Genomic DNA, 26,027 nt, shown 5'->3' on the forward strand with positions numbered 1-26,027 from the left:
TTATATCCTTTAGCTGTTAAACAAAAATGGCTTACTTGAGCCCGGCGACGCCGCGTGCGTTTGCATCGGTGTCGGTCGTCTTGGTTGCGGAAACTGCAGGCGTAGATGGGACGGCCGCCGGAGCAGGTACACCAGTTGCCGGCTGGGCCGGTGCGCCACTGGCCGGCGCGTTGAGGTATTCGATCTTCGCGCTGGCTCGCAAGCGCTTGATCTCAGCATCGGCGGCGTCCTTATTCTTCTTGTTCATTAAGAACTGTTCAATTTGCGGTGCCGCCTGTTCCAAGTTCACGGGCGCATCCTTCACTTCTACAACGGACATGAGCATGCTGCGATCGCCTTCGCGAATGATGAACAGCTGTCCCTTATTCATAGACATAAGTTTAGAAGCCAATTCCGGCGGCAACTCTTGACTGGATCGAGCCAGCTGAGCGCGACCATATTTAATCTGATGCTGGTCGAGGTAGACCGCCACTTCATCTAGCGACTTCGATGCGTCGATAGCCGCCTTCACCGCATCTGTCACGTCGGCGGTCGGAAGCACCAGCTGGCGCATCTCAAAAATCTTCCGTTGTCCGAAAAATTGCGGATTCTGGTTGAAATACTGCTCTACTTCAGCTCGGACGGGACGCGCAGGCGTGCCGATACGTTTCTGCAAATAAGCCTGAGCAATGATCGTTGCCCTAGCTCGCTCTATGGCCTGCATTACCTTTGGATCCCGATCCAACTTTTCCTTAGCGGCCTCTCCCTCCAGCAATTGCCGGTCAATCAGTGCCTCAAGCAGCCGCTTTCGTGCCGTGTCTTGCTGGGCTGCAGTGATATTGGCGCGACCTAGCTCTTCATTAAGCTGCATTACTGTGATTTCTTCGCCATTCACACTGGCGAGAGCCTGGCCTGGCTTTTTTTCCGTCTTGTTGCCGCAAGCTGCCAAGGTTGCAGCGAGTACTACCACTGCAGTCCATTTGAGTTGGCGGGAGCGGGACATAGTCATGACGTTCAATTATTCCTCCGGTTTGATAGACGTGCCGTTCGTTGCACAGAAGTATTTGCAAAATTACCACAAAAAAGTCGTATTGGCAATAAATTGCATATCGTGCGTGGGTAGGTAGCGTCAAAAAAGTATTGACGGTATTTTAACAAAATGCCGGCTTTCACAACTGAGAACGTCCTTAAGGCGTGAATTTTCGCCGATATCAGTGCGCATTCTCGCGCTGCAGGACTACTTTAATGGTCCGTAGAATGATGTAAATGTCCAACCAAAGCGACCAGCTACGCAGATAATCCAGGTCATAGCGGATACGAGCCTCCATCTTGTCAAGCGTCTCCGTTTCACCACGGAAACCGTTGACTTGGGCCCAGCCCGTGATGCCCGGCTTGGCTTTGTGACGCAGCATGTAGCCCTTGATTAGCTTGCGGTACTGCTCGTTGTGCGCCACTGCGTGTGGACGTGGGCCAACGATGCTCATGCGTCCCTGCAGGACGTTAAAAAATTGTGGGAGTTCGTCCAGTGAAGTGCGGCGCAGGAACCCGCCTACCTTGGTGATGCGCTGATCGTTTTTCTTCGCCTGTACAACCTTGGTGCCGTCTTCTGTTACTGTCATAGAGCGGAATTTGTAAACGTAGATCTGCTCGCCATATAAGCCGTAGCGACGTTGACGGAAGATGATCGGCCCCGGCGAAGTCAGTTTAACGGCAAGCGCGATAGCCAGCATTATCGGCAGCAGCAGCATCTGGATGATCAGCGCAAGTACGATATCGCTGGCACGCTTCAGGAAACTGTTAAATCCGGTAAATGGCGTCTCGCAGATAGCGATCACCGGCATGCCGCCGACATTGTCGAAACGCGCCTGCATGAGGTCGAAAACATAAATATCCGGCAGGAAATATACTGATGCGGTCGTGTCCTGCAGGTCGTCGAGCAGCTTTCGGATGCGCGGCTGGGCCGAAATCGGCTGGCTAACGAAGATCATCTTGATGTTGTTCTCGCGCACGAACGCGGCTACATCTCCCATCTTCCCGAGAATCGGATATTCCAGCTCGGCGGGATGGCGGTCTGCCGTGCGATCGTCAAAGAAGCCTCGCACCTGCATGAACAAGTTCGGATAGCGCTCGGTGGTTCTAGCAAACTTGATGCCCACGTCGTTGGCGCCCACGATCAGCACGGAACGAACTTCTCTCGCATTCGATGGATCCGAACCCATTGTGCGTACCGCCAAATGACTTACCAGTAGTACGAACGGTGTCGCGACAAGCCACGCCAGCACCACTTTTCCTTCATAGTGATAGGCCAGGCCGCTAACAGCGCCCAGAAACACGAGGATCAACGCCGTAATTAGCCAGCCACCGATGACATCGCGCGAGTAGGCAAGGACACGGCCACTCCGCCAAGTGCGGTAAGGATCGATGTGCTGGTAGACTGCGGAGGAAATGAAAAACGCCAGAATCATCAGCACCAGTGAATATCCGGTGAACGGTTCGCCAAATAACCTGCAGGTGCAGTAAAGTGCACCCATTATGATCAGGGGATCTAAGACGCGCTGAAAGAACGAGATCAGCGGAATATCATTTATGGTCATTTCTGCTTCTTCAGAACTGTGCGGTAGCGTTTAAGGACACGCCGTTAGCGCGGTAATCGCCATTGCCGACAATGGCAGCGCCAGAACGCTGATCGTGGAAGGCACTCGCACTGAGCTGTATAGATTTAGTAGCGGCCCAGACAAGACCGATCGTCGAGCCACGGATACGGTCGCGAGCCTCACCGTTAAAAACAACATTGGTCTGCTCTTCGAATTCACGATTCTCGCGACGCGTCGATGCCGTCGCTTGCAACTTCGACGAAATGTTCCATGTTGCACGCAGACTGGCGCCGCGGTTCAGGCTGCTTGTAACCAACGTGTTTTCAACGGCAGCGAATTCTCGCCATGCGTCGGCATTAAACGATAGCTTTCCGGTGGGGGACCACCGTACCGAGATCCTGCCATTGGCGCCGCTTGAGTCGCGTGACTCGAAGAAGCCATGCTTGCGTTTCGCGTAGCCAGCGAGCACCGTAACCTGTGTCACACCACTGAGCAGCCAGTTGACGTTAAGTTTCAGCTCGTCCTGCGTATAGTCGTCATCAAGAACAATATTGCCGAATCGCCGCGGGTTGTCATAACGCCCTTCGAGTCGGCGCGCGACAAGACCGACTCGGCTGCCACTGTGGGCCAGGTAATCAACGCCAACCTCGGCGAGGTCCTCGGTCCGGTCGTTGACACTTTGGGCCTGAAGCTCGTAGGTAAACTTGTTGCGTACGTAGCCGCCCCGAACCTGCCAGCTGGGATGGAATCGCCAAGCACCATCGACGTGCGCGTTGCGCTGAGTACGCAGGTTGCGTTCATCGACATGATAGTCCGAGAACGGCGTCAGCGATTCGGTATAAAGCCCGCCCAGGTGACCACTCAAACGATTGCCGAGCTCCCAGGCCAAGTCGGCCGAGACATCCTTAGCGTTGTAGTCTAACTGGTCCAAGTGATCAAACGTGACGCGCGTGACCTTAGCATAACCCGTCAGTTTTTGGCGGCCGATCGGACGTTCGACGAGAATGCCCGCTTGCGCCTGCCTGGCACGGTCGGACCGCTGTCCGTCGAACGACACGTCGTCCGGCAGGCGAAGCAAGTTATCGTCATAGGTGTAACCCAACGACACGAACGGATGGATCGTATCGCTGATCTGAGCGGAAGCGCTACCGGAGAACAGCAATACCGCCATCGCAAGGGGGCTGAACTGCAATCTATTGAGGCTGTGACTCGACATTGTCAACATTTCTATTGTTAATTAATCAGCAATCTTACCAGTAAGTCCAGCTTGAGGTCACCATAATCCATGCCCCAAGCAGACCATTTGTAACAGCATGCGCGATGATAGCTGTCCACAAATTACCGGTACGCATATACAGCAAACTGTAGGCAACCCCTGCAACAATGCCTGCCAACCACAAATTGTGTTCGAACCCAAACAGCACGACGGTGCCGATAAGTGATTGCAAACCAACGCGGGCGGGATACACTTGCAGAAAATTGCGTTCTTCCAGCCAGCGCATAAGGAACGAGCGCCAGAACAACTCTTCCATCAGTGGCACCACTAGTGCGGCACCGGCTATACGGCAGGCAACGAGCAGCCAATCCATGCGCGGGGTGCCGCCAGTCGGGTCGAACCCGGCCGATGTGCCAATTTGCATCCAACCTGCATCGAGATTAATCCACAGCAGCAGCACCCCACCCCCAACAGCGACCACGCTGCACCAGCGGCGCAGGCTCAGCGGATGCCACGCGAGTTCGGCATATGATTTGCGGTAGGCAAGCAGCACCAGTACGACAGCGACGATCTTGACCGGATAAACCCAGCGGAGGGTCTCAGCTGTCCAGCCCAGCCGGACCAATCCGTCGGCGACCGCGATGAAAGCCATATAGACCGCAAACGGCAGGATACGGCCGCTTGACGGGCGCCGGAATATCCCGATCGGGTCTCTTGCCCCACTCGCGGCGTCGGCGCCGGTAGCAGGACGCTTGTGCTGCTGTGCTGTCATAATATTATTGGCGATAGGGACGAGGCATATTGCAAGCTGCTCGCGTTGAGGTTTGCAGATGTTACAACAAGCCTGCGGCGCTGTGCCGCACAAATGGTGCGCTTAGGAAATTTAACGAAAAATTGCGTCAACGGCGCGACTCGATTTCTTCCCACCGTTCAAGCGCCGCCAGCAGGGCTACGTCGATCTCCTGCAATCGGCTATTGACGCGTCCAGCTTCGGAGGCCGATTTTTTATAGAATTCCGGATCCGCCAACGATGTGTTCAGGGCGGATTGCTCCGCCTCTAGCGCTGCGATCCGAGCCGGTAATTCGTCCAGCTCGCGCTGTTCCTTATAGCTGAGCTTCCTAGGCTTGGAGGTCGGCGCCGCAACTTCTTCCTGCTTCACTTTGGAGGGCGAGATCTTTACAACGGCATTTGCCTGCTGGCTACGTGCAAAGCGTTCCCAGTCGCTGTATCCACCCACGTATTCGCGCCACACGCCATTTCCTTCAGCCACGATCACCTGCGTGACGACGTTGTCCAGGAAGGCACGATCGTGGCTGACCAGCAAGACGGTACCGGGATAATCTTCCAGCAACTCTTCAAGCAACTCCAACGTGTCGATGTCGAGGTCGTTGGTCGGTTCGTCCAGTACCAGTACATTGGCCGGCTTGGCGAACAGCCGTGCCAGTAACAGGCGATTGCGTTCACCGCCGGACAGCGTGCGTACCGGCGAGCGGGCCCGCTCTGGCGCGAACAGGAAATCGCCCAAATAGCTCATAACGTGTTTCTTCTGACCATTCACCTCGACCCACTCGCTGCCGGGCGAAATGGTATCGGCGAGGCTAGCCTCTTCGTCTAGCTGGGCGCGCATCTGGTCGAAATACGCCACCTCGATGCGGGCCCCCTGCTTCGCGGTGCCGGCGTCCGGTGTTTCCTGGCCAAGAATCATCTTCAGCAGCGTGGTCTTGCCGGCTCCGTTCGTGCCGATTAGACCGACCTTGTCGCCACGCATGATGGTGGCGGTGAATTCCCGCACGATAATCTTGTCGCCATAACGCTTGTTGATGTTTTCCAGATCCGCCACGATCTTGCCAGAGCGCTCACCAGCCGCCACTTCCAGCCGCACCTGGCCCTGCTGGTCGCGTCGCACGCTGCGCTGCTCGCGCAAGCGCTCAAGACGGCGCACGCGGCCTTCGTCTCGGGTGCGACGTGCCTGGACGCCCTTGCGGATCCATACTTCCTCCTGAGCCAGGAACTTATCGAACTTTGCGTTTTCCACCTCCTCGTTCGCCAACTGTTCCGCCTTGCGTGTTTGGTAGGCTCTGAAGTTGCCCGGGTACGAAAGCAGTCTTCCCCGATCAAGTTCGACTATGCGGGTGGCCACGTTGTCGAGGAACGACCGGTCATGGGTAATGAACAGTACGCTGCCTTTGAAATCTCGCAGCAGATCTTCCAGCCACTGGATCGAAGCAAAGTCGAGGTGGTTTGTAGGCTCGTCGAGCAGCAGCACATCCGGCACTGCGACCAGCGCACGTGCGAGAGCCACGCGCTTCTGCATGCCGCCGGATAGAGTCTTCATCAGGCCGTCCGGCCTTAGGTTCAGACGGTCCAGCGTCTGCTCGACCTTGTTGTTGATGCTCCAGGCATCGGCAGCGTCTAGCTTGACGGAGATCTGGTGCATGCGCTCCATTAGCGCATCGTCATCGCCTTCGCCAAATCGACTCGTCAGCGCTTCGTATTCCTTGACCAGGCCCGGCAGCTCGCCCAGTCCGGCAGCGACGGCATCAAACACCGACATTTCCGGATCGAACACTGGCTCCTGCGCTACGTAGGCGATTTGCAGGCCTTGTTGCATGACCAGCAAACCGTCATCGAGCTTGTGCTGCCCAGAAATAATCTTGAGAAGCGACGACTTGCCTGTGCCATTGCGACCGATCAGGCCGACGCGTTCGCTCGTTTCCAGTGAAAATTCTGCGTGGTCAAGTAGGGCATGATGGCCAAAGGCCAGTTGACCGGAAGTGAGGGAGATGACTGCCATGGGGGGGATTTCAAGACGTGAACCCGTCATTGTACCGACAGAAGAGATTAAAGAGTACTAACTTCTTCCACGCCCTCGGCTATAATTGCGACCGCCTCACGTCCTCCCCGTAGCACAATGGATAGTGCACATGCCTCCTAAGCGTGGGATACTGGTTCGATTCCAGTCGGGGGGACCACCTCGTCATTTCAGGTTGTATCATTCAGTCCACGTCCATCCCTCTAAGCCGCTATTCATGTGGCTTTCGTTGTTTCCTGCCAGCTCACCTTGTATCATCCCATCACAAAGATTTGTTGGTACATATTGTTGGTACTTCCATAGCCCTACGCCGAAGTACCAACATTGAGAGGAAAGATGGCATTAACAGACACGTTTGTCAGACAGACGAAACATAGTGGCAAGGAGCCCGGCGACAAGCACTCCGACGGCGGCGGACTATATATATTTGTGCGGGCCAGCGGAAAATATTGGCGCCTCAACTACCGGTTCGAAGGAAAACAAAAGACTCTAACGCTCGGTGTCTATCCTGCCGTCACGCTGGCGGCAGCAAGAAAGTTGCGCGACCAGGCACGGGAGCAGCTGGGTGCCGGCGACGATCCAAGTGCCGTAAAGAAGGCAAAGAAGGAAGAACGCAAGCGCACTGTTTCAGAGACGTTCGAAGCGATCGGCCGACAGTGGCTGGAGAAGACGGCCGCACGGCGAGGGCCCAAGACGCAATCTAGGGTACAAAGCTGGCTCGATCGCGACGTCTTCCCGGCCATAGGCTCACTGCCCATATCAGCGTTGCGGCCGCGCGACATCCTCGGCGCCATTGCGCGCATCGAAGCACGTGGAGCGCACGACTCGGCGAGGCGCGTGCTCGGCTATTGTGGGCAGATCTTCGAATATGCGATGCTGATTGAGGCCGTCCAGATCGACATTACAGTTGGATTGCATCGAGCGCTTGAGGAGCCTCAGCAACGCCACTACGCCGCTATCACTGAACCAGAGAAAGTCGGCGCCCTCCTCCGTTCGATCGATGCATACGATGGGCACCCCTTCGTCCGTGCTGCACTCAAACTAGCACCTATGGTGTTCGTTCGACCTGGCGAACTGCGCACCGCAGAGTGGTGCGAAATCGATCTCTATAGTGCAACCTGGTCGATCCCTGCAGTCAAGATGAAAATGGGCAGCGATCATATAGTGCCGTTGGCGCAACAGGCCGTGGACGTACTTCGTGATCTCCAAGCCATATCGGGCAGTGGCCGGTTCTGTTTCCCTAGCATTCGTACCGGTCAGCGTCCAATGAGCGATAACACTGTGAATGCTGCGTTGCGCTCGATGGGATACAGTAAAGAAGTAATGACTGGCCATGGTTTTCGCGCCTTGGCGCGGACCATTATGGACGAAGTACTTGGAGAACGCGTCGACCTGATAGAGCATCAGCTCGCGCACCAGGTGAAAGACGTTAATGGTCGAGCATACAATCGCACGGCGCACCTGCCAGCTCGCAGAGAAATGATGAAACGGTGGGCAGATTATTTAGAAAACCTGAGGCTGAGCACTTCTTAATGGAGCCCAGCACCCAAGATCGAAGGATTAATTATGACCGAAATTGTATCGGTGCAAACTGCAAATACTTTAATCGAAGCTTTGCGAAGCCCCCCTCACCGGATGGATGCGATCCCCATCGCTACTCGGTGGCTGATTGAAGCAGAGGCCGGATTGCTAAGCCTGCCGCCTGGATCGGCTGATAAACTACGTAGTGCGCTAGATACGAAAAACGAATCTCACTGAACTTGATCATGCATATGGATACTCTTTACCATTATTGCTCCTCTAGTGCATTCTATGCAATTATTCAGAACCGCTCTATTTGGCTATCTTCAATGCAACAGTCAAATGATGCGAACGAGGGAAAATTTGCCATCGAGGTGATCACAAACTGGGGAAAAGAAGATGGCCTTTCCGAAAAACTAGTTGATGACATTAAAAACTATCTGAAGACCGGCACAGACTCCGTTGGCTGTCTAGGATTTTGCTTATCAGAGCATGGAGACAGGCTTAGCCAGTGGCGAGGGTATGCAGATGATGGGAAGGGATTTTCAATAGGATTTTCTCGTACATACCTAGAATCACTTTGCTCACCTAAAAGTGACCCCATCGAGAAACTTTGGCTGAAAAAGATTCTTTATGAATTCGATCAGCATAGATCCGAATTAAGTTCACTGTACAGTGAAATCAAACGCGCTGCCGGCCGAGGAATTTTTCGCCACGGCGAAGAACTTCAAAAAATAATCTTATCAGAAGATCCCAGTGATAAAACCATTTTCCGAGAATATGCTAACTTAGTCGGAAAATTAGTTATTTCCTCGCCCCACCTTTATACGCTCAAAAGCTCGTCTTTCTCCGAGGAGTCTGAGTGGAGACTTCTGACGTCGCAGACCGGATCAGAGGTCCGGCATCGCCTCGTCAATAATCAAATAGTTCCTTACTGTGAGATTTCCCTTTTGGGGATTGGATCTCCGATCACGGAAATTATTTTAGGTCCAAAACAGCAAAGTCCAGTGGAAGTGGTTCAAGACTTTCTCAAGGAAAACAAATTTGGCAATGCTTTGGTTCGGCGCTCATCTGCTACTTATCGGTAATTAAGGACTAGGACAACTAGCTTTCTTGAAACTTACAGTCGCACTAATTCTCGCCTTGGGCGAAATAGAATTAGACCATCCTGACTTCCTTAGAGGTACCGATAATGCAAGTTCCGCAATTGTTTGGTCATATTGAGTTTGATGATGAACAGCATCGAGCAATGGTCTGTAGAGATGTGGACACTCCCGATGAATTAATGGTTCACTACTGGGGCGGCATGCCAAACAGAGGGAGAGCCGTGCGTTTAGCGGTTGGCCAAGCGGAGGACGATGGTTATAGGACGGCGTCTGTTCTGACCGCGTATGCAACGCTAGATGAAGGTGCTGGTTTGACTCGGGTTCCAGTTAGCTCTGATTTTGTTGAATTCCTCAAATCTCTTACGATCTCTGTATTAGTCCAAGAAGAACAATGCACATTCAAATTGCAACGTGAAGGTATAATTTCTTATGGAATATGCAAGCGCAATACCAAAGCGCCTGACACCAGAGTTGAAAATTTATCTTCTTGGTCTGACTTTAGACAATGGGCGAATAAGATTAGGCAGACAGAAAATGCCGAATTGTTCCGAGGACACGGTGACAGTAGATTTTCACTAACTACGACATTTCATCGTAACGGGCGCCAAGACATGGTGAAATATTGTGATACTGTTGTACCAGAGTTTCGTTCGCATGCAGAAGCTGCGTTAGGCAGAAGGCTTGATGGCGATGGATATGAGTTTGCGACCTTACTAGCGCTTGCGCAACATCATGGATTGCCAACTCCACTATTAGATTTTACCGCCTCGCCATATATCGCAGCTTTCTTTGCCTTCGCAGATGCTCTGGATCAAGCACGCGAGGAGGCGACACATGTACGAATTTTTGCGGTAACGCGCGCATTTCTCGGATCATCCACACCGCCAGTAGTGTCCCTGACTGGAGCTTGGCCTTTCATCTACCGCCTTGCCGTCTCGCCCATTAACAATCCACGTTTATATGCTCAACAGGGACAGTTTCTGGCAACCAATGTCGCAATGGTTGAAGATTTTCTTGAAATGTGGGAGTTCAATACCGGCAAGCAAGCCATATATGCAGCCGACATTCCAATATCGGAAACTGTAAAAGCCCTAGAGGACCTTAAATACATGGGCGTTACCGCTGCCACAATGTTCCCGGGGTTAGACGGCGCATGCAAAATGATGAAGCACGATATGTTCTTCCGTCAGCAAAAGGCTGCACTTTGACAGTAAGAGTTTAGGATTGTGATTCCTGTTGTCGTGGGTTCGAGCCCCATCAGCCACCCCAAAGAATTTATTGTGAAACAACGGCTTAGCTAATTCCGAAAATTTCACAAAACGAAATTTCCAAGCAACATAGGAATTTTCCAATGAACGGCCGCCTAGTGCGGCCGTTTGCGCTCAGCTCGCGCAAAGTCGCGCAACCAGTCAGTCTTGGCGTGTAGAATGCCTAGACTGTTTACGTGACGGAGATCGGTGTGCAATACCTCTTGGTTGATAGACACTCGGATTTCGCGTTCGTCATCCAACTCTTTCTTGAGATAGAAGGCCATCAGGTCGTGATAGCCACGTCTGAGACTGCTGCGCGGCTCATTGACGAGTTCGAGTTCGACGCGTACTTGATGGATTTAGGTGCAATTACACCTGATCTCAGCGCGTTAATCGGAAGAAAGAAAACAGGTACGCTTGGTCAAAAACCACTTACCGTTCTTTGGTCTGGGGACATCTTTAAATTTTGGCGATCCGGCCCAAGCTGCGACTATTTTTTCGTGAAGCCGTTTTCACTCCACACCCTTTCTAGCGTTCTCGGAAAATCTTTCTAACTGCATCGCTGTCATACCTGCTGGCGAGACATTCCGTTCTAGCTGTGGGATACCTCTCCTGCTCTCCGACTGGTTCGACAGCTATGCGCAATTAACCCATGTGCAGAAGTCTATGAACTCATTTCATCATAGCCCTAAGGGATCTAGGGGCATAGAATCAGGGACATGCGTCTAAGCGTACCCCCGTCCTTTCCCTGCCGCGCTCCTACGTTGGCCCAAATCCTATCCCAACTTCATCCCACCTTCCTTACCTCTGGATCCAGCCAGTGCCAAGTTGTTGGTGTTGGTACATAGTTGAAGATCCCATTGTAAGTGGCGTTTTTTAAAAAGATTTCGACATTATCAGAATTCTCTTGCAACAATACAATGTCATCATTCGAAAGTATCAGCTCCAATACAGGCGCAGCTAATTTCGCCGGCGTCCGAGTTCCAATCTCAAATTTCAAAGTATACCGGCCAGACCTCCAGATCATTTGCGAACGTAGGAACGAAATCAAGCCCTGCACTGTTTCCGTATGATAATAATGTTCTGGGTCATATCGCCCCGCATTCATGAGGCGATGGCGTTCAATCGCCCATCGACGCGCAAATTTCCGAAAAGTTTCAGTGTGAGTCGAGAGCCTATTCCGAAGCTCCACGTCTTTAATATCTGTGGAAAGGATTTTCATCGCAATCGCTTCGGCTTCCTGGAACAGGGGCTGACTTTGCGCGCCAGGAAAAATCAAGTGGCCTTTTACTTCCACCACTTCATGCCATCGGAATAAAAATCTTGCGCCTGATTCATGAGTCAAGCATAGCTGAACACTATCAATAAGAACATCGTGATTTGCCGTTAAAGCGACTTTGATGTTGAGAACTGGCCCAAGTTCGGTAAACCCAATCTGCGCGCCCCAAGAGGGAATTACCGTTACCACGGGCCGACGAAGCCATGACTTTAGCGCAGCGAAAATAGGAACTATCCACGCTGCTGCCCCCACGATTCCTGTAACAAGCGCCCACTCTTCTTTTGTCATTTTGTGAAGAGAAAAGTTGAAAAGCACTATTTTACCTACATCGTGAGCGCCACCCTCAATGAACGGTCGCCGCGGTGGCCGTTTTTTTCTCCTGCCGCTATTAACACGCGCCTCGCTTCGCGTGACGCAGGCTCTTGCAGTTAGGCATCGCATCCCTTAGCCGACGGTGCAACGGCGTTGGCTCGTCCGCAGGCTTATCTGTGCAGGAGAGTCGTAGCTACGACTTTAAGCCAGCTTTCACTGCAACTTTTGGCAGCTTTTCGGACTGCTCGTCAGATCCTGCAGGATGCGGAGTACCACCTCCCAGTACTCCGCGATGAAAGCTTCGGTGAACGGGGCACCATGCGTTCGCTCCAGTTCGTTAGCAAGGTTTTGGAACGCTGTCCAACCATCGCCTGTTAGGTTCAATGCGTGAATTTTCATATGCCCCTCCCTACCTCTAGGCTAAGGCTTCAAGACTGCGGTGACCTTGATCAGCGTCAATGGGTATGTGGCTTCAGTCCTGCAAGCTCGGCATCAGTTACACACTATCTGCGCTGCTCTCGGTCTTCTTGGACACACGCACATTCGTCCAGCTCACGTTGGAAGACACCAGCCAAAAAGGTACTAGGCCCTTTCAAATACTGCTCGGCCCGGAGCGCAATGTTGCGCAGCCTAGCAACCTCCCAGAGCAGAGCTTCTACGTCACCCGGTGCAGGGTTAAGTCGGCGCTGACCGATCTCATGGAGCTGCTCGCGAGTGAGCGAAGGGCGGAGGGTAGTGGACATGGCTGATAAATACTGTATGAAAATACAGTATATCAGCCTAGCTGCATACACACGATTGTTGTACAGACGTCTGCACACCTATTTCATTACGGCCTTCAGACCGGCGTAGAACTCCCGCCAGCCGAGGGCTTGCTCACGCCATGCGTGGCAGGCAGTGGCGTTGTGGGCGTCCGCTTCGGCAACGTCAGATAGCGGAATGCCGGCGGGTTCTCGATCAGCGTCATCGGCGGCTCCGGCAGGCTCACCTCGCCAGGCGGCGTTGTAACTGCGCACGAAGCCAGCATTGACGCCGAAGCGACGATCGTCATCACGCGTGACGTACACCGGAACCAGTTTTTCAATTTCTTCTCCCCTCACGTAGACCGTTTTAATCCGGTCGCGATATTCGATTTCAGTACGGACCACCACATGCTGCTGCGCACGGGAGACGGCCACGGCATGCGTTGCTTGCGCGATGACGTAGTCTGTGTGCGCCTGGCCAGCCTGCATCGCACCGTCCAGCTTGCCCAGAAAGTAAAAGGCTGCAGCTGCCGCGGCAATGAACGCCCAGCGCAGCCATGCGGGAATTTCCGCGCTCAGCATGCGAGCACCCGCGACGCGACATTGAAGAACGCCAGGCGCTCCGCCAGGCCGTTATGGCCACCGTTAACACGCTTCGTCACCTTCTCCTGGTCGCCGGTATCGGCCAGCGCATTCAGGCCACGCGTCAGCCAGAACACGCATGCTGACTGCACCGCGTATTCGGGCGTCTCCAGCAGCTCCGGGTGGGTCAGCAGGTCGATGCCGAGTGACCGCCCGCATGCTGCGTAGTTCGCGCGGCCTGTCGTCTGGATGAGGCCACGGCCGCGGTACCGCAGGCCGTCGCCCGTCTGCGTATTGCCCAGGTTGATTGAGCCCTCGTAGCGCTTCTGCGCCGGCGTCGGACCCCAGATCTCGCGCAGCATGCGCAGCTGGCCTGTTTCGTGCGCCACCTGCGACAGGAAGGCGGCCTGGCGCGCGGGGGTCGTGATGCCGTACTGAGGCATATATTTGTTGAGCGGCACCAGGAAGGCGGCAGCGCGCTCGCGGCCGGCCTGCGGCATGATGGCCAGCAGTTGATCGAGCGTCATCACAGGCCACCCCGCATATCCTTAACCACCTCGGCCACGTCGTGTGCCATCTCGCCGATGTCCTTGTCCTTGCGCTTATCCAGCCAGCGCACCAGGCCGCCCAGCAGCCACCACGCCGGCAGTCCCGACACCGCCATGAGCGGCGCCGAGACATATAGCACGCCGACTTCCTCCGGCGCACCGAGCAGCATGCTGATCGTCCGGGCGGATGCGAACAGCTCCGGCCAGCAGCTATGAATGGCGACGATCACCAGCGGGCCAGCCGTGCTGGACATGGCGATCGCGCACGTGATGCGCACGAAGGCCTCCCGGCGCGTATGGGGCCACATGAACAGGAAGGTCAGCGCCGCTGCGGCGGAACCGGCAAGCATGGGCACGCCAAGGATTTTAAGAAGCGCACCACCAGCTGCGCCCGTTTCGATTGCCATAGATTCTTTCATGGGGGAAATTGAAAAGGCCACCCGGAGGCGGCCTGCAGTTACATAGAGGGATGGTTACGCCGGAGCGTCGGTATTGACTGGCTCTTCCGAGGGCGGCGGATCCGGCGGACGCCGGCGCCACGTGTGACCAAGTGGCTTGAAAACATACGCACAGAAGTAATCGGCGGCGCATGCCGATGCGACCAACCCGTTGACGTATTTCCCATCGGGGTCGAAGATTTCGACGTCTGGAAACTGCTCTGCGTGCATGTCGCACAAGAATGGAGGGTATTCATCGGCCATGGGTTCTCCTTATATTTGGTAGGTGACGATGACAACGCCGGGCCGACCAGCGGATCCATAAATTTTTGTCTGCGGGACGCCGGCACCACCCGAGGACGACGAAACAACACCCGCGCCGCCGGAGCCAAATCCCACTGCGTCTTGCACGCCGTTCGCGTTTGGTTCTGTGGACTTTGGGTAGGCCCCGTAACCGAGCAGGCCGTCAGCACCGCGGCCCGAGCGAAACGTGGGCGCGTAATCGCCGTAGCCGGAGTAGTAGTCAAAGCTTTCCGGCAGTGCACGCTCACCCATCACACCTGGAAGGTTGAAGTCACCGCCCGTCGCCGCGGCTCCGGCGCTCTTACCACCTTCGGCAAGGATCGTTGTAACACCGGTGAGAGCAAACGAGGAATTGCCGCCATCGTTGTAGACATTGGAGGTGCTGACCACGCCGCCCAAGCCTACCGAGACGGTCGCCATGGCACCGATCGTCAGATCGTTCAAGCGCTTCTTCGCGTACGCGCCGCACCACCCGCCAGCCGAGCCGGAATTGGTGCCGCTCTGGCCACCACCCTGTACGATCACTTCCAGGTCCGTCGCTGGCACTGGCCACATCTGCGTGCCCGTCAGGTAGACCGTCACCGTGCGGCCGCCGACAACAGCCTTCCCGTCGCGCCGGGTAACGAACACGCGGAACTTGCTCACCGCCTCTTCGGCGACGACGTGAACGATGTCACCTGCAGCCAGCGTCATCGTGCCGCCGTACACCTGGAAGTTCGCGCTGGTCGTCAACGTGGTCACGCCACGCAGGACCAGCGTGCGCCAGGCACCGACCTGAGGGGCATCCGGCAAGCCGGTGATCGTGCCGTTGCCGGTCATCGGGATCACGTTGCCGGCAGGGCTCCAGACATCCGGTGTTGCTGATACCGGGACCGCGTTGGCCTCCTTGAAATTCAGTGCCCCGGACATGCTGCCGCCATTGATGCCACCGGCGGGGCCAGGCCCGCCAGGCTCACCACCCGGCACGATGCGCCAGTTCGCCACCGCGCTGCCGCTCGTCGATGAATCGACATTGTCGACAGCTACCGCAAGCGAGGAGTTCGCGCCGCTGTTCACGTAGACGGTCACGACGCCATCCATACGCTGCGCAATGTTCGCGGGATTGGCAACCCGCACGCGCTGACCAGGGAAGAACTGCTTGTCGGCCAGCCCTGCACCGGTAAATTGCTTGTTGCCGAGTCCGATCACCACCGGCGAGATGCTGGTGCCGGTCAGTGCGATGGCGTAGCCTTGCGCGGCGTCGCGCGCCGCTTCGGCCGCTTGCTTCGCTGTCTGTGCATCGCCTTTGGCAAGCACGGCCTGGTTGCGAGCACCATTGGCATCATTACGGTAGCCCTGCGCCTCGTCGCGCGCACTGCGTGCATCCACCACGGACTGCGCTACCGCCGCCGCGCTGGTATTCATTTCGTCATTGACGAGGTTGATCTCGTCGATCATCGGATTAAACGCCGCCACAACGGCATCGGCCCGAGGATCGAAGTTTTCCGGGTCGTTTGTGTTCGGCCCGGGCGGTAGATGTTTAATGACCGTCGTCACATTTCCTCCACTTCCAAATCAATAATCCCGTGGCGTGGGCCATCAAGATCGATACTGAATTCCTTGTGCGGGCCGTAGATGAACAGGGGCTCGAAGTAATCGAGCGTGAAGTCATCCAGCCCGGACCACACCGCAGGCCGCCCGCTCAGCTGCTGACGCAGCTCCAGGAGCCTGTCGGTCAGCTGCTTGTCGAACCACACCTGCCCACTCAGCTTCGGCACAGAACGCTGCGGATCCATTTCGAGGTCGCCCCACCGGTTGCGGGTGATGGTCGAAAAATTTAGATCGTCCGACCTCGCCTTGTACTGCATGTCGCCGATGTACACCGCGTTGCCGAGGATGATCCCACCCACCTTCCGAAGGCCTACGGCCTTGCGCACCGTGACCGTGATATGCGCATTGCGGTACTGCGGCAGATTGAAAAACTGGACGTTCTTCCGGTAGGTAAACTCGCCATAGAAGTAGTCGCGCCAACCGAACGATTTGCGCTTGCTGAGCTTCACTGACACGGCGTACACCTCGACGCCGTCGACGGTGACGCTGATCGATACGCTGGCGGCATCCAGGCCAATGACGGCAATCGATGACACGCGCCGCCCGGGCGCCACGGTCTGCACGATGTCGATCGGCGCCACCGTCTGTGTACTGCGCAGCTGGTCGAACGACGAGAACTTGTTGGTTGGCCCGACCTTCGCCCACGCCGTACCGGTCGCCAGGGGCTGGCCGGTGTTGGCGTCCATCTGCGATTCGTAGACCAGGTGTGCAACCGGATCGATGACCCGATGGCCCTTGGAATAGGCCGTTCCTGCCGCATACGCCCCATAGGTGTCGCCGATGTACTGCCACCAATCCGGCGATGCCTCCGGCGTATGCCCCTTGTTGGCGGCCCGCAGTGATCGGTACACCGCAAGCACGCCGCCAAGCACGCCTTGGCATACGGTGACGTCCAGGGCATACTGCGTGGTGCCGTCGTACTTCGCCGGTGGCGCTTCGATCACGGAGCTGTAGACCAGCATCGACTCCGTAATTTCAATGGGCGGAATCACCCTCATGCAAGCTCCTTAATATCTTGTGTGACGAGACGGTCGCCGTTGCGGCTGACCCGAACCAACAGCTTCGACGTCGCGTTGGTGTTGTCTGCAGTCTTGCTGGCAGCCGTGCGCAGCTCACTTACTTCGATCCGTAGCAAACGCAGCTCGTCCAGCAGCGCGCTGTTATCCACGCCAGGTGCACGCAGACGGGCCATCAACTCCCGGTTGTCGCCAGCCGGGATGATTCGCTCGCCCTCGTGGATCAGCGCCGGCATGTCGGACGGAACGTAATTCGTGCCCACAGCGAAGGGATGCAGTTTTTTGTACTCGTCGCTGCCCATGAATCCGGCCTTGATGTCGTCGAGGGACTGACCGGAAGCCAGCGCCTTCTCCCACCAGTCAACGCCTGCTGCTTCACCATCGCGGCCAAGCAGCGTGCGGTAAAGGTCCTGGATCTTTGCCTCGTTCGACTTGTTGATTGCGTCGACCACGTTGACGCCCGCACCGGCCTGGCCCTGCCAGTAAGAGATCTCGCCTGCGCTGGCATCTCGCCCCAGATACTGCTGATACGCCCCTGCCACCTTTGACGGCACGCTGAGCGTCGGGTTGGCCATCGCTTCCGCGATGACACGTGAGAGAGCTGCCAGCGCTTCCGGAATCGACAGCACGCCCGTGTGAATCCCGTTCAGCACATCGACCTCTTTCTGCGCCGCCTCCAGGATGCCGTCCAGCCGATCGACCTCCGCGTCGTATGCCGCCTGCGCATGTTCCTTCTGATCCTCCAGCGCCTTCAGCATCTGCTCTTCGGTCGACAGCTGGGAGTCCGTCAGTTCGCCCAGTGCGGCGATGTCGTTCACTGTTCGGTACTGGTCCCGCTGGTAATCGAGGTACGAGGAAAACTGCGCCGAAGCATCCGCCCGCACGGTCGTGAGCGCCTTCTCCAGCGCATCGGCCTGCGGCAGCGGCCCCCCCGCTTTGGCGATCGCCAGTGCAGCGGCGATCTGGGCCTGTGCGGCTGCACGGCTGGATTGCTCCTGGCCGGCGATCGGCATCCCGTCAAGCGCACTGTGCAGAGCGCTCGACAGCGAGGTCATGTTGCTGATTGACGCATTGACGCCGTCGATGCGCTTTTCCAGGGCATCCATCGATTCCTGGAACGCCTTGGTAATGGTGTCCTTCTGCCCCTGCACTGCCCTCTGCACCGCAGTCAGGGCGTCAGTGACATTGGACTTCAGGGCTTCGGTGGCCTTGCTGATAGCGTCGGCGGCCGCTTGCGCTGCCTCTGCCGTCGCCTTGCTTGCCGCCTCTGCTGCAGTCTTCTCGTCCTGCAAGGAGTAAATGCGCTCCTGCAGCGGCCGCAGCGAGGCATCCATCGCAGCCAGCTCGATTCCACGCTGGCGCGCCAGGGATTCCGCAGCGGTATGCGTCAGGTCGAATATCTGGCTTTCCAGCTGACCGCGGCTCGCCGCCAGTGCCGCCACCTTCGCCTGAGCCGCCTCCTCGTCCTGCAGGGCATAGATGCGCTCCTGCAGGGGTTGCAGCGACGCATCCATCGCCGCCAGCTCCTCGGCACGCTGGCGCGTGAGCGCCTCTTCCGCCGTATGGGTCATGTCATAGATCTGCCCTTCCAGTTTCTTGCGGTCGGCGAGGAGTTCCGTCGCATCCTTCGCTTCGTTCGTCGCCGGCGTCACGGCGGCAAACGCCGCCTCCAGGGCCATCAGCGCCGTGTACTGCTTGGCGCCGGCCTCCGTGGTCTTGTCGATGCCCAGCGTGACGTCGCGGAACTGGTCCCGCGTGGTGACGCTGGCCAGGCCCATCGCCGCCAGCTGCTCGGTCACGTACTTCTGCACCGGCGCCAGGCGCTGCTGCTCCGTCAGGTAGTTCTCGGCGAACGATGCCGTCTGCGATTCGAACTGGTCGATGCCACCGGCCAGGGCGATCAAGCGCTCGCGCGCCTGCAGGCTGGACAACCCCACCGCACCGAACGAACCGCCGGTCGATGCCAGGGCTGCATCGAGGCGCGAATAATCCGACGCCAGGCGCACGACCGTTTCCGTGTAGCCCTCGCCCACCTTGCGGAAGGCATCGAGATCCGGGAACACGGCCTGGCTCATGTCGTCCATGGCCTTGGAGATCACGGCATTGAGCGCGTCCGTCAGCTCGTCACCCGAGAGCCCCTTGAGCGAGAGCTTCGTGGTGTCGATCTTCAGTCCATCGAGCACGGCATTGACGTGACCAGCACCGATACCCAGGCTGTCGGCAGCGGCCTCCAGTGCCAGCTCGACGTTCGAGAAGATCAGGCCGAACTGCGACGAGAGCTCATCGCTCAGCGCCGCCGTTTCGGTCGATGTCGTGGTCTTCTTTTTCAGCCCGAACCAGCTGCTCTTCGTCGTGTCGACGGTCGCGTACTGGTTGTAGCCGTGGCCCTGCTGAAGATCGCGCACGCTGCCGCCAAATTGCAGACCCGAGTCAACGATCGTCTGTTTAGTCTTGCCCCAAAGACCGCCCAAAGACTTACCAAGCACGCCAGTCGCAATATCTAGATTCTCGCCTTCTGTTAGTCCGGGCACTCGCACCACAAGGTTCGTCAGCCCTGTCATGGACGCCTCGATTGCCCGGAGTGCATCGAGCATGCCCTTGTTGATCGGGATGAGACTGTCGGAGTTTTTTTCCAGCATCTCCAGCGAGTTGGCGATCGATTCCGACTTAGCCTCGCTGTCGCCGAATACGCTGCCGGTGCCCTGCGTCTTCTGCACGTCGGCGGCCGACTGCCCGCCACTGCCGGAGGAGCCGCCGATGGCCACGCCCAGGCCGGCCACGATGGCCGCCATCGCTGCCATCCGCGCGAACGCGGAATATGGGTCGCCGGTGCCCTGGTTCAGCACCGCCGCAATACCCTTCGGCACCAGCTCAGCCAGCGTCATCGCCAGCTCCGCCGCGTGGAAGACCTTCGACACGGCCATCAACGCCTGGTAGCCCTTGCTCTGCTCACCGAAGAATCCGGCAGCGGCACCGGCCATGTCTCCATAGCCGGCCAGCCGGCTCTTCGTCTCGGCCTGGTTGAGCTTGGCCAACTTCTCCGTGTACTCCTTTTCGTCGATCAGGCCGGTGAGCAGCGCTTCGGCAGCATTGCCCCGCTGCTTGGCGATCTCCGCCTGCCGCTTGCCGAAGCCGTCCATGGTGGCCGTTAGCTTGGAGACGGCATCGCCGGCCGTGCCGAAGGCCTCCTTCAGCGACTCGCCGAAGGTCTGCGCCTTGGCTGGATCCAGGTAGGCGTTCAGCTCATCGAGCCCCTTCTTCGCCGACTCCATTTCCGCCACCTGGCCCACGGCCGCTGCGCTGCGCTGCTTGGCGGCGACGAGCTTCTCCAGCTCTTCGATTTCCTCCAGCGTCATGCCGATCGAGGAGCGCTGCGCGAGCTGCTCCTGCAGGCGCGACAGTTCCAGCGCCTCGATCTCGGCCTTCGACTTGCCGAACGTCGACGCCAGGCGCTCGTTGGCATCCGCATCCTCGACCGCTGCCGCGACCTTGTCGCGCGAAGCCTTGGCGATGTCGTCGTACAGCTTTTGCACTTCCTTGCCGGCGGCGCTGGCCCTGGTCAGCGTGTCCAGCTGCTGCAGGTTGCCGATGATCTCGGCCGCCTGCGCGTCCGTCATCTCGACCGTGCCATCGGCACGATCGCGCTGCAACTTGGCGATTTCCTTTTCGCTCTCGCTCAGCGCCCGGCCGCTGGCGACCTCCTGCTCCGCGATGGCGAGTCGTTCACGCACCGTCTTGTTCAGGGTGTCGTAGGCGCTTTTGGCCGCGCTGACGGCGGCAGCGGCAGCAGGATCCGTGCCGCCGGCCCGGTAGTCCAGTTTGCGCCGATCCGGCGAGGGATCGGCAGCTGCTTTCTTCGAGTTGCGGGCCTCCAGGCGTTTCAGGTAGGCCTGTTCCGTTTCGTTGGCCGGCTTGTTCCACAGGTCGACTAGCTGCTGGTTGGCTTCTTCGACGACCTGATTGCGCGCCGCCAGCGCGTTCTTGATTTCCGCGACAGGCGACTTGCCGCTGGCCAGCGCTTTACCCCAGCCGGCAGGCGAGGCGTAGTCCATCATGGTGTTGGCCAGCTTGATGTCGGCCCACACGGACTTGAAGCTGCCGCCGACCGCCGACAGCAGCCGCGGAATGATTTTGGCCACGTCGACCACGCGGGCCATGCCCAAGCCGAGGTCGTCGGCCCAGCTGGCCACGTCGCCGCTTTTCAGCGTGTCGTTTTCCTTGCCAACATCGATGATTGCGCCCAGCAGGTCGTTCATCGCCGGCAGAGCAGCGACCGTGATGTCGGTGGCCAGCTCGCGCACACCGCTTTTCATCCGGTTCATCTGGTCCTGGAACAGCGCCGCCTGCTGCGCCGATTCCTTTGTGCGGCCGGCCATCTGGTCGAAGCTGTCGGCTGCATCGTTCAGGAACGGCAACAGCTCGACGCCGGATTTGCCAAACAGGTCGTTCATCAGGGCCGCTTTGGCGGCGCCATCCTCGTAGCCCTGCAGCTTCTTCGCCACATCGACCATCACTTCGGACGGATCACGCAGGTTGCCGGCCGAGTCCTTGGCCGACAATCCCAGCGCCTTCAGTGCCTTGTTCGTCTTGCTCGAATCCTCATCGACGCCAGCCATCCCTTTGGCCAGCTTCGTCAGCGCCGAGTCCACGCTACCAAAGTCGTGGTCGAACTGGCCGGCCACCTGCTGCAGCTTCGACAGGCTCTCGACCGATGCGCCGGTCTTCTGGTTCAGGTCGTCCAGCGTGGCCAGGTTGTCGATCGAGCGGCTCACTGCCTCGATCGCGGCGCCCACCGTGACCATCGTGGCCGCCGTCTGCAACGCCCGCCTGGCCACGCCGTCGAAGAAGTCGGAACCGGCGCGCGAGGCCGTATCGAAATGCCGCTGGGCGCGCTGCGCAAACGCCAGCGACGCCTGGTCGGACCGGTCCAGGCCACGCGTGTACTCGGCGTATTCCAGCGCGAGCTTGACTACCAGGGAGCCCAGTGCGGACATACATCACCTCGAAAAAGATAAGGCCCGCTGCAGCGGGCCGGTATTACGTCGTGTCGTTCAGCAGCGGCAGCGCCGCGCGCTCCATCGTCTGCAGGTCACGGAACGTCTGTGGCCAGTCAGCACGCGGCACCCGCTCCAGCCGGAGCGCCACTTCGACCGCGCCATAGTCGAGCCCCTGGTAGTGCACGCCGGCCATGCCGATGTGCATGCGCCATTGCGTAGCCAGGCCGACGAAGAGCGACACGGTGCGCCAGTTCTCTTCCCACACTTGGAAGTCGATGACGGCGGGCTGGACCGGCGCCTCTGCGGCGGCGATCACTTCCGCCGGCGCACCGAACGCACGCAGCTGGTCGACGATGTCGCTATCGAACTTGCTGACGCTCGGCCGCTCGCCGGCCCAGAAGCGGGCCGCCGCGATCAGTTTTTTTGCTTGGCCGTCTGCACCGAGGACCAGAACGTTTCGATCAGCGCGAACATCGCCTGCGGGATCGCCAGCACGGCTTCGCGCGTGGCTTCGTTGAACGGCACGGCATTGTTGTCTTCGTCGACCAGGCCGTCCCAGCCAACCAGCACGGCGCGGATCACGTCGCGTTGCGGTTCCTTGCGCAGCTCGTCGAGCTTCTCCAGGTCGCAGCGCTTGAATTCCGCGGTGAAGTCGGACTTGTCGATCTTGCCGCTCTCGGCAGGAATCTCGACGTGGATCTTGATGCGGTAGGTTGCGGACAGGGCGATTTTGAACATGAGTACTCCAAATAGCAGAAGGCCCGCACACGGCGGGCCAGGGGTTGTGTGAAAGCCGGGCGCCGATCAGCGCACGGTCAGGATGAATTCGTCGTTGCCCAGGTCGGGCTGCACGTCGAGCTTCGTGGTCAGCATGGCGATGCCGTCGCTGTCGGAGAACGACGGGTCCATCACCTGCACCTTCGGGCAAGCGATCTCGACGATGTTGCCAGCCGTCTTGCCGTGCGTGACGGCCAGCGGGCCCAGCGTGCCCTTGGCGATCGTCGTGTACCAGTCCTTCGTGGCGACGTCTTCCAGCTCCATCGCGATCGAGCCGGTCGGCTGGCGGTCGGTAATCTGGACGCCTTCGTAGCCGACCAGGTTGCGATAGGTCAGCGTATTGGCGATGTCGATGCTGAAGCTCTGCACCTTGCCCGCGAAGCCGTGCAGCGCGATGGTAGGCGTGTTCGCCGCATTGACTGCGACAGGATCCTTGAAGCCGGCGTAGCTGACGTTGGTCGGCAGCGCCACGTCCGTGGGCGTGCTGTACAGGCCAGTGAACTTGAACTTCATCACCGGGATGCCCTTGGCATTGAGCTCGAAGCTGACGGTGCCCTGCGCATCGGTCATCTTGAACAGCACACCGTCCAGGATGTAGTGCAGCGTGCCACACTCCATGTTGTTCGTCACCGGCGCGTACTTCACGCTGGCGCCCGCCGTGATCGTTTCCGCGAACGCGCAGGCGCGCAGCAGCGTTCCGTAGGCCGGCACCGTGCCAGCAGCGCCTGCACCGGCCAGCTCGACATCGAACGAGATCTCGGCATGTACCGCCACCTGCACGCTGCCCATGTTGCCCAGGTACGGCTTGATGTTGTTGCGCTTGGCGAACTCGGCCGAGACGGGCTGTGCCGAGATGTTCTGCGCCATGATGGCGTTGGCGGCCGCGGTTGGCGCAGCGGGCACGCCGGCGGAGGCCTGCAGTGCGAACAGCACCACGGCATTTCGCATTTTCTTACTCATCGTTCACCTGCCCTTCTGCTGGTTGTTCGACTGGTTTGTCCGCCGGCGTGCGCTTGCCGCTCGCCGGATCGTAGATGAAACTGCCGCCCAGGCCCGTGAACTCGTCACGCGCCAGGACGGCTTGTTCGACGGCTGCCGGTGCGGCCTCCGCATTGCTGGTTTTCTTCAACTGGTCCCCCAAACGAAAAGGCCCGCACAGGGCGGGCCGGATTGATGTGATGTGCTGCTATCGCCGGATGCGTACCCGGAAGTTCTGCACGTACGCGAACACGTCCGCCTCGCCCTGGTAGTCGGCGTCCCCGGCGAACTCGTCGCCCAGGAAGCCGTCCAGCGCACTGACTGCGGCCAGCACCTGGCCAGCCAGCACCTCGATCTCTTCCTGGCTGCGCGAGAACGTCATCACGACGATGTCGCACTGGTTGTAGCCACCGCCCATCACCCAGCCGGGTTCAGGATCGATGTTGACCTCGAAGACCAGGGCGGGCCAGGTCGGCTCGTCGGGCAGCTCGACGGCGTACGTGTTCGGCAAGACGGCCGACAGCGCCTCGTAGATGCGCTGCTTGATGGTTGGCGTACTCATTGCCCGTTTGCCTTTCTGATCGCCGCGGCAAGCCGCGTTGCCATCGCCTCGACGGCTTCGGCGCGTTTGTTGTCCAGCGCTGGCGCAATGTACGGCGTCGCTTCAACCCGGCTTTTGACACCGCGCCGCCGCTTGCCGTCGCCGTGGTACACGTTGCGGCCCTTCTCCAGGAACCACCAGTAGAACGGATCGTCGACGACAGCGCTGATCACGCGACCGTTCTTTGCCACGACCAGCTGGCGCGCCGCATTGCGGCCCATGTGGCGGCCGTGACGCACGCCCAGGTTGTACTGCGTGAGACCATCCGGCGTGCGTTCGCGCTTGATCACGATGTTCTTGATCAGCGCGCCGGTCATCTTGAGGCCCTGTCGCTGCGCCAGCGAGCGCGATTCCTTGCGGATCACGCCGCCACCGCTAGCCACCATGAGGCGGGAGGTGCGCAACCGCATGTCCTCCTTCACGGCGCCGAAGGCGGTGCGCAGCTCGCCCAGCCCCTCCATGCGCGCCGACATCAGCGCGCCCCGGTCGGGATGGCCTTGCACGTGAGGAGCATCGTGCGGTTGGCCTGCCGCTCGTTGTCGACGTGCTCGATGCGGTACACCTCATCCCGGAACACGACCCGCATGCGATCGTTGACGCCAGCCAGGTAGCGGATCCTGACCGGTAGCGCCGGGATAGATTCATCACCCCCTTTCTCAGTTTGTTTGACACGGCCGCCAGTCGATGCGCCGGGGTCGGCCCAAACGGTGCTGAACGGCTCCCAGCTGGTCGTCTTGCCGCCGGAGCGGTCCTTGCCCTGGACCGAGTGCTCGATGCGGATGCGGTGCTTCAGGCGCTTTGCCAACGGAATCGTCATGCGAAGCTCCGGTAGGGATCGAGCAGGCTGTCCAGGTAGCTCGTCTGCACAGTGACTTTCTCGCCACCGGCGGCCGGATCGTATTGCTCGACCAGCTTGGCCAGAATGTACAGCCGGAGGTCGTCCGGCGTGGCGTCCGGGCTGTCGCCATAGCCACACTCCACAGTGATGCGCACGGCCTCCTCATCTGAGAAGGTCGCCGGCCAGGCACGGCCACGCGCAGGCTTGAGCAGCGTGGTGTACTCGTCTGGCACGGTCAAGCGTACCGTGGACAACGACAGCGCTTGCTCGTCGCCAGCTTCGTCAACGTAGTCGATCGACACCACCCGTAACACAGGATGCGGCAGTGCGATCACTGCCGGGAAGCCCGGCAAAGTGCCTACCCACGTCTGTCGCATCAACGACTGGCCGATCTGCTTTTCGAGATGGGCGACGATCCCTTTTAGCCATCCTGTTATTGCCTCGTCGCTGTCCGGACCGTCGATGCCGAGGTTTGCAGCCGCCTGGCGCAGATGAACCGGCATCGCTGCAGGCGCGGCCGTTCGGATGAATTTCATGGTGACCTCCA

General features: G+C 58.4%; 25 protein-coding genes and 1 tRNA gene. 4 read left to right on the forward strand and 22 right to left on the reverse strand.

Going from position 1 to position 26,027, the window contains the following annotated elements; translation table 11 throughout:
* Nucleotides 1–31: 31 nt before the first annotated feature.
* The 5 genes from IP91_RS12805 to IP91_RS12825 all read right to left on the reverse strand — a co-directional run bounded on the left by IP91_RS12805 (nucleotide 32) and on the right by IP91_RS12825 (nucleotide 6,584).
* Nucleotides 32–988 (reverse strand): EpsD family peptidyl-prolyl cis-trans isomerase, encoded by a 957-nt coding sequence (locus IP91_RS12805; protein ID WP_145649814.1) that lies wholly within the window; start codon nucleotides 986–988, stop codon nucleotides 32–34.
* Nucleotides 989–1,190: 202 nt separating this feature from the next.
* Complete coding sequence (locus IP91_RS12810) at nucleotides 1,191–2,573, reverse strand: undecaprenyl-phosphate glucose phosphotransferase (protein WP_145649407.1); 1,383 nt, start codon at nucleotides 2,571–2,573, stop codon at nucleotides 1,191–1,193.
* A 10-nt stretch (nucleotides 2,574–2,583) separates the two neighbouring features.
* On the reverse strand, nucleotides 2,584–3,789 hold the full coding sequence (gene epsL, locus IP91_RS12815; protein WP_229474363.1) for an XrtB/PEP-CTERM-associated polysaccharide biosynthesis outer membrane protein EpsL: 1,206 nt from the start codon (nucleotides 3,787–3,789) through the stop codon (nucleotides 2,584–2,586).
* Nucleotides 3,790–3,823: 34 nt separating this feature from the next.
* Nucleotides 3,824–4,561 carry a CAAX prenyl protease-related protein gene (locus tag IP91_RS12820; protein ID WP_145649408.1) on the reverse strand — a complete coding sequence of 246 codons (738 nt, stop codon included), beginning with the start codon at nucleotides 4,559–4,561 and terminating at the stop codon, nucleotides 3,824–3,826.
* 127 nt (nucleotides 4,562–4,688) lie between these two features.
* Complete coding sequence (locus IP91_RS12825; RefSeq protein ID WP_145649409.1) at nucleotides 4,689–6,584, reverse strand: ATP-binding cassette domain-containing protein; 1,896 nt, start codon at nucleotides 6,582–6,584, stop codon at nucleotides 4,689–4,691.
* Nucleotides 6,585–6,687: 103 nt separating this feature from the next.
* On the opposite strand from IP91_RS12825, the gene IP91_RS12830 reads away from it, so the two are divergent.
* The 4 genes from IP91_RS12830 (at nucleotide 6,688) to IP91_RS12845 (ending at nucleotide 10,437) form a co-directional block, all read left to right on the forward strand.
* Nucleotides 6,688–6,762, forward strand: a tRNA-Arg gene (locus IP91_RS12830).
* A 176-nt stretch (nucleotides 6,763–6,938) separates the two neighbouring features.
* Nucleotides 6,939–8,135: a tyrosine-type recombinase/integrase gene (locus IP91_RS12835; protein WP_145649410.1), complete on the forward strand. Its 1,197-nt coding sequence runs from the start codon at nucleotides 6,939–6,941 to the stop codon at nucleotides 8,133–8,135.
* Nucleotides 8,136–8,368: 233 nt separating this feature from the next.
* The gene (locus tag IP91_RS12840; RefSeq protein ID WP_145649411.1) at nucleotides 8,369–9,211 is read left to right on the forward strand and encodes a DUF2971 domain-containing protein; all 843 of its coding nucleotides are present in this window, start codon (nucleotides 8,369–8,371) and stop codon (nucleotides 9,209–9,211) included.
* 104 nt (nucleotides 9,212–9,315) lie between these two features.
* The gene (locus IP91_RS12845; protein ID WP_145649412.1) at nucleotides 9,316–10,437 is read left to right on the forward strand and encodes an FRG domain-containing protein; all 1,122 of its coding nucleotides are present in this window, start codon (nucleotides 9,316–9,318) and stop codon (nucleotides 10,435–10,437) included.
* Nucleotides 10,438–11,266: 829 nt separating this feature from the next.
* Here the strand turns inward: IP91_RS12845 and IP91_RS12855 are convergent.
* The 17 genes from IP91_RS12855 to IP91_RS12920 all read right to left on the reverse strand — a co-directional run bounded on the left by IP91_RS12855 (nucleotide 11,267) and on the right by IP91_RS12920 (nucleotide 26,016).
* Complete coding sequence (locus IP91_RS12855) at nucleotides 11,267–12,073, reverse strand: hypothetical protein (RefSeq protein WP_145649413.1); 807 nt, start codon at nucleotides 12,071–12,073, stop codon at nucleotides 11,267–11,269.
* A gap of 210 nt (nucleotides 12,074–12,283) precedes the next feature.
* Complete coding sequence (locus IP91_RS12860) at nucleotides 12,284–12,469, reverse strand: hypothetical protein (protein WP_145649414.1); 186 nt, start codon at nucleotides 12,467–12,469, stop codon at nucleotides 12,284–12,286.
* 422 nt (nucleotides 12,470–12,891) lie between these two features.
* A complete protein-coding gene (locus IP91_RS12865; RefSeq protein WP_145649415.1) occupies nucleotides 12,892–13,395 on the reverse strand; it encodes a hypothetical protein in 504 nt (167 codons plus the stop codon).
* Nucleotides 13,389–13,922, reverse strand: a complete 534-nt coding sequence (locus IP91_RS12870) for a glycoside hydrolase family 19 protein (protein WP_145649416.1) — start codon at nucleotides 13,920–13,922, stop codon at nucleotides 13,389–13,391. Before IP91_RS12870 ends, IP91_RS12865 begins: the two co-directional genes overlap by 7 nt.
* The gene (locus IP91_RS12875; RefSeq protein WP_145649417.1) at nucleotides 13,922–14,350 is read right to left on the reverse strand and encodes a hypothetical protein; all 429 of its coding nucleotides are present in this window, start codon (nucleotides 14,348–14,350) and stop codon (nucleotides 13,922–13,924) included. The genes IP91_RS12870 and IP91_RS12875 overlap by 1 nt, the downstream gene beginning before the upstream one ends.
* A 66-nt stretch (nucleotides 14,351–14,416) precedes the next feature.
* Nucleotides 14,417–14,644, reverse strand: a complete 228-nt coding sequence (locus tag IP91_RS12880) for a hypothetical protein (protein ID WP_145649418.1) — start codon at nucleotides 14,642–14,644, stop codon at nucleotides 14,417–14,419.
* Nucleotides 14,645–14,653: 9 nt separating this feature from the next.
* A complete protein-coding gene (locus tag IP91_RS12885; RefSeq protein WP_145649419.1) occupies nucleotides 14,654–16,219 on the reverse strand; it encodes a glycine-rich domain-containing protein in 1,566 nt (521 codons plus the stop codon).
* Entirely contained in the window at nucleotides 16,216–17,271 is a 1,056-nt protein-coding gene (locus tag IP91_RS12890) for a hypothetical protein (RefSeq protein ID WP_145649420.1), read from the reverse strand. The genes IP91_RS12885 and IP91_RS12890 overlap by 4 nt, the downstream gene beginning before the upstream one ends.
* Nucleotides 17,268–22,283: a DUF4214 domain-containing protein gene (locus IP91_RS12895; protein ID WP_145649421.1), complete on the reverse strand. Its 5,016-nt coding sequence runs from the start codon at nucleotides 22,281–22,283 to the stop codon at nucleotides 17,268–17,270. The genes IP91_RS12890 and IP91_RS12895 overlap by 4 nt, the downstream gene beginning before the upstream one ends.
* A 43-nt stretch (nucleotides 22,284–22,326) precedes the next feature.
* Nucleotides 22,327–22,602: a DUF1799 domain-containing protein gene (locus IP91_RS26025; RefSeq protein ID WP_158643131.1), complete on the reverse strand. Its 276-nt coding sequence runs from the start codon at nucleotides 22,600–22,602 to the stop codon at nucleotides 22,327–22,329.
* A gap of 98 nt (nucleotides 22,603–22,700) precedes the next feature.
* The gene (locus IP91_RS26030) at nucleotides 22,701–23,024 is read right to left on the reverse strand and encodes a hypothetical protein (RefSeq protein ID WP_158643132.1); all 324 of its coding nucleotides are present in this window, start codon (nucleotides 23,022–23,024) and stop codon (nucleotides 22,701–22,703) included.
* A 66-nt stretch (nucleotides 23,025–23,090) separates the two neighbouring features.
* Nucleotides 23,091–24,023, reverse strand: coding sequence for a phage tail tube protein (locus tag IP91_RS26035; RefSeq protein ID WP_158643133.1), 933 nt, complete (start codon nucleotides 24,021–24,023; stop codon nucleotides 23,091–23,093).
* Entirely contained in the window at nucleotides 24,016–24,192 is a 177-nt protein-coding gene (locus tag IP91_RS26040) for a hypothetical protein (protein WP_158643134.1), read from the reverse strand. The genes IP91_RS26035 and IP91_RS26040 overlap by 8 nt, the downstream gene beginning before the upstream one ends.
* Before the next feature lie 57 nt (nucleotides 24,193–24,249).
* Nucleotides 24,250–24,603: a hypothetical protein gene (locus IP91_RS12905; RefSeq protein ID WP_145649423.1), complete on the reverse strand. Its 354-nt coding sequence runs from the start codon at nucleotides 24,601–24,603 to the stop codon at nucleotides 24,250–24,252.
* A complete protein-coding gene (locus IP91_RS12910; RefSeq protein WP_145649424.1) occupies nucleotides 24,600–25,145 on the reverse strand; it encodes an HK97-gp10 family putative phage morphogenesis protein in 546 nt (181 codons plus the stop codon). The genes IP91_RS12905 and IP91_RS12910 overlap by 4 nt, the downstream gene beginning before the upstream one ends.
* Nucleotides 25,115–25,459 carry a phage head closure protein gene (locus tag IP91_RS12915; protein ID WP_145649425.1) on the reverse strand — a complete coding sequence of 115 codons (345 nt, stop codon included), beginning with the start codon at nucleotides 25,457–25,459 and terminating at the stop codon, nucleotides 25,115–25,117. Before IP91_RS12915 ends, IP91_RS12910 begins: the two co-directional genes overlap by 31 nt.
* A complete protein-coding gene (locus IP91_RS12920; protein ID WP_145649426.1) occupies nucleotides 25,456–26,016 on the reverse strand; it encodes a head-tail connector protein in 561 nt (186 codons plus the stop codon). The genes IP91_RS12915 and IP91_RS12920 overlap by 4 nt, the downstream gene beginning before the upstream one ends.
* Nucleotides 26,017–26,027 lie beyond the last annotated feature (11 nt).

The sequence above is a fragment of the Pseudoduganella lurida genome (assembly GCF_007830455.1).
Taxonomy (GTDB): Bacteria; Pseudomonadota; Gammaproteobacteria; order Burkholderiales; family Burkholderiaceae_D; genus Rugamonas; species Rugamonas lurida.

Excerpts from the sequence above, each read along its gene's own strand:
- IP91_RS12805 (WP_145649814.1), bottom strand. The coding sequence starts at position 988 with ATGACTATGTCCCGCTCCCGCCAACTCAAATGGACTGCAGTGGTAGTA.
- IP91_RS12810 (WP_145649407.1), bottom strand. The coding sequence starts at position 2,573 with ATGACCATAAATGATATTCCGCTGATCTCGTTCTTTCAGCGCGTCTTA.
- epsL (WP_229474363.1), bottom strand. The coding sequence starts at position 3,789 with ATGTCGAGTCACAGCCTCAATAGATTGCAGTTCAGCCCCCTTGCGATG.
- IP91_RS12820 (WP_145649408.1), bottom strand. The coding sequence starts at position 4,561 with ATGACAGCACAGCAGCACAAGCGTCCTGCTACCGGCGCCGACGCCGCG.
- IP91_RS12825 (WP_145649409.1), bottom strand. The coding sequence starts at position 6,584 with ATGGCAGTCATCTCCCTCACTTCCGGTCAACTGGCCTTTGGCCATCAT.
- IP91_RS12835 (WP_145649410.1), top strand. The coding sequence starts at position 6,939 with ATGGCATTAACAGACACGTTTGTCAGACAGACGAAACATAGTGGCAAG.
- IP91_RS12840 (WP_145649411.1), top strand. The coding sequence starts at position 8,369 with ATGCATATGGATACTCTTTACCATTATTGCTCCTCTAGTGCATTCTAT.
- IP91_RS12845 (WP_145649412.1), top strand. The coding sequence starts at position 9,316 with ATGCAAGTTCCGCAATTGTTTGGTCATATTGAGTTTGATGATGAACAG.
- IP91_RS12860 (WP_145649414.1), bottom strand. The coding sequence starts at position 12,469 with ATGAAAATTCACGCATTGAACCTAACAGGCGATGGTTGGACAGCGTTC.
- IP91_RS12865 (WP_145649415.1), bottom strand. The coding sequence starts at position 13,395 with ATGCTGAGCGCGGAAATTCCCGCATGGCTGCGCTGGGCGTTCATTGCC.
- IP91_RS12870 (WP_145649416.1), bottom strand. The coding sequence starts at position 13,922 with ATGACGCTCGATCAACTGCTGGCCATCATGCCGCAGGCCGGCCGCGAG.
- IP91_RS12875 (WP_145649417.1), bottom strand. The coding sequence starts at position 14,350 with ATGGCAATCGAAACGGGCGCAGCTGGTGGTGCGCTTCTTAAAATCCTT.
- IP91_RS12880 (WP_145649418.1), bottom strand. The coding sequence starts at position 14,644 with ATGGCCGATGAATACCCTCCATTCTTGTGCGACATGCACGCAGAGCAG.
- IP91_RS12890 (WP_145649420.1), bottom strand. The coding sequence starts at position 17,271 with ATGAGGGTGATTCCGCCCATTGAAATTACGGAGTCGATGCTGGTCTAC.
- IP91_RS12895 (WP_145649421.1), bottom strand. The coding sequence starts at position 22,283 with ATGTCCGCACTGGGCTCCCTGGTAGTCAAGCTCGCGCTGGAATACGCC.
- IP91_RS26030 (WP_158643132.1), bottom strand. The coding sequence starts at position 23,024 with ATGTTCAAAATCGCCCTGTCCGCAACCTACCGCATCAAGATCCACGTC.
- IP91_RS26035 (WP_158643133.1), bottom strand. The coding sequence starts at position 24,023 with ATGAGTAAGAAAATGCGAAATGCCGTGGTGCTGTTCGCACTGCAGGCC.
- IP91_RS12905 (WP_145649423.1), bottom strand. The coding sequence starts at position 24,603 with ATGAGTACGCCAACCATCAAGCAGCGCATCTACGAGGCGCTGTCGGCC.
- IP91_RS12915 (WP_145649425.1), bottom strand. The coding sequence starts at position 25,459 with ATGACGATTCCGTTGGCAAAGCGCCTGAAGCACCGCATCCGCATCGAG.
- IP91_RS12920 (WP_145649426.1), bottom strand. The coding sequence starts at position 26,016 with ATGAAATTCATCCGAACGGCCGCGCCTGCAGCGATGCCGGTTCATCTG.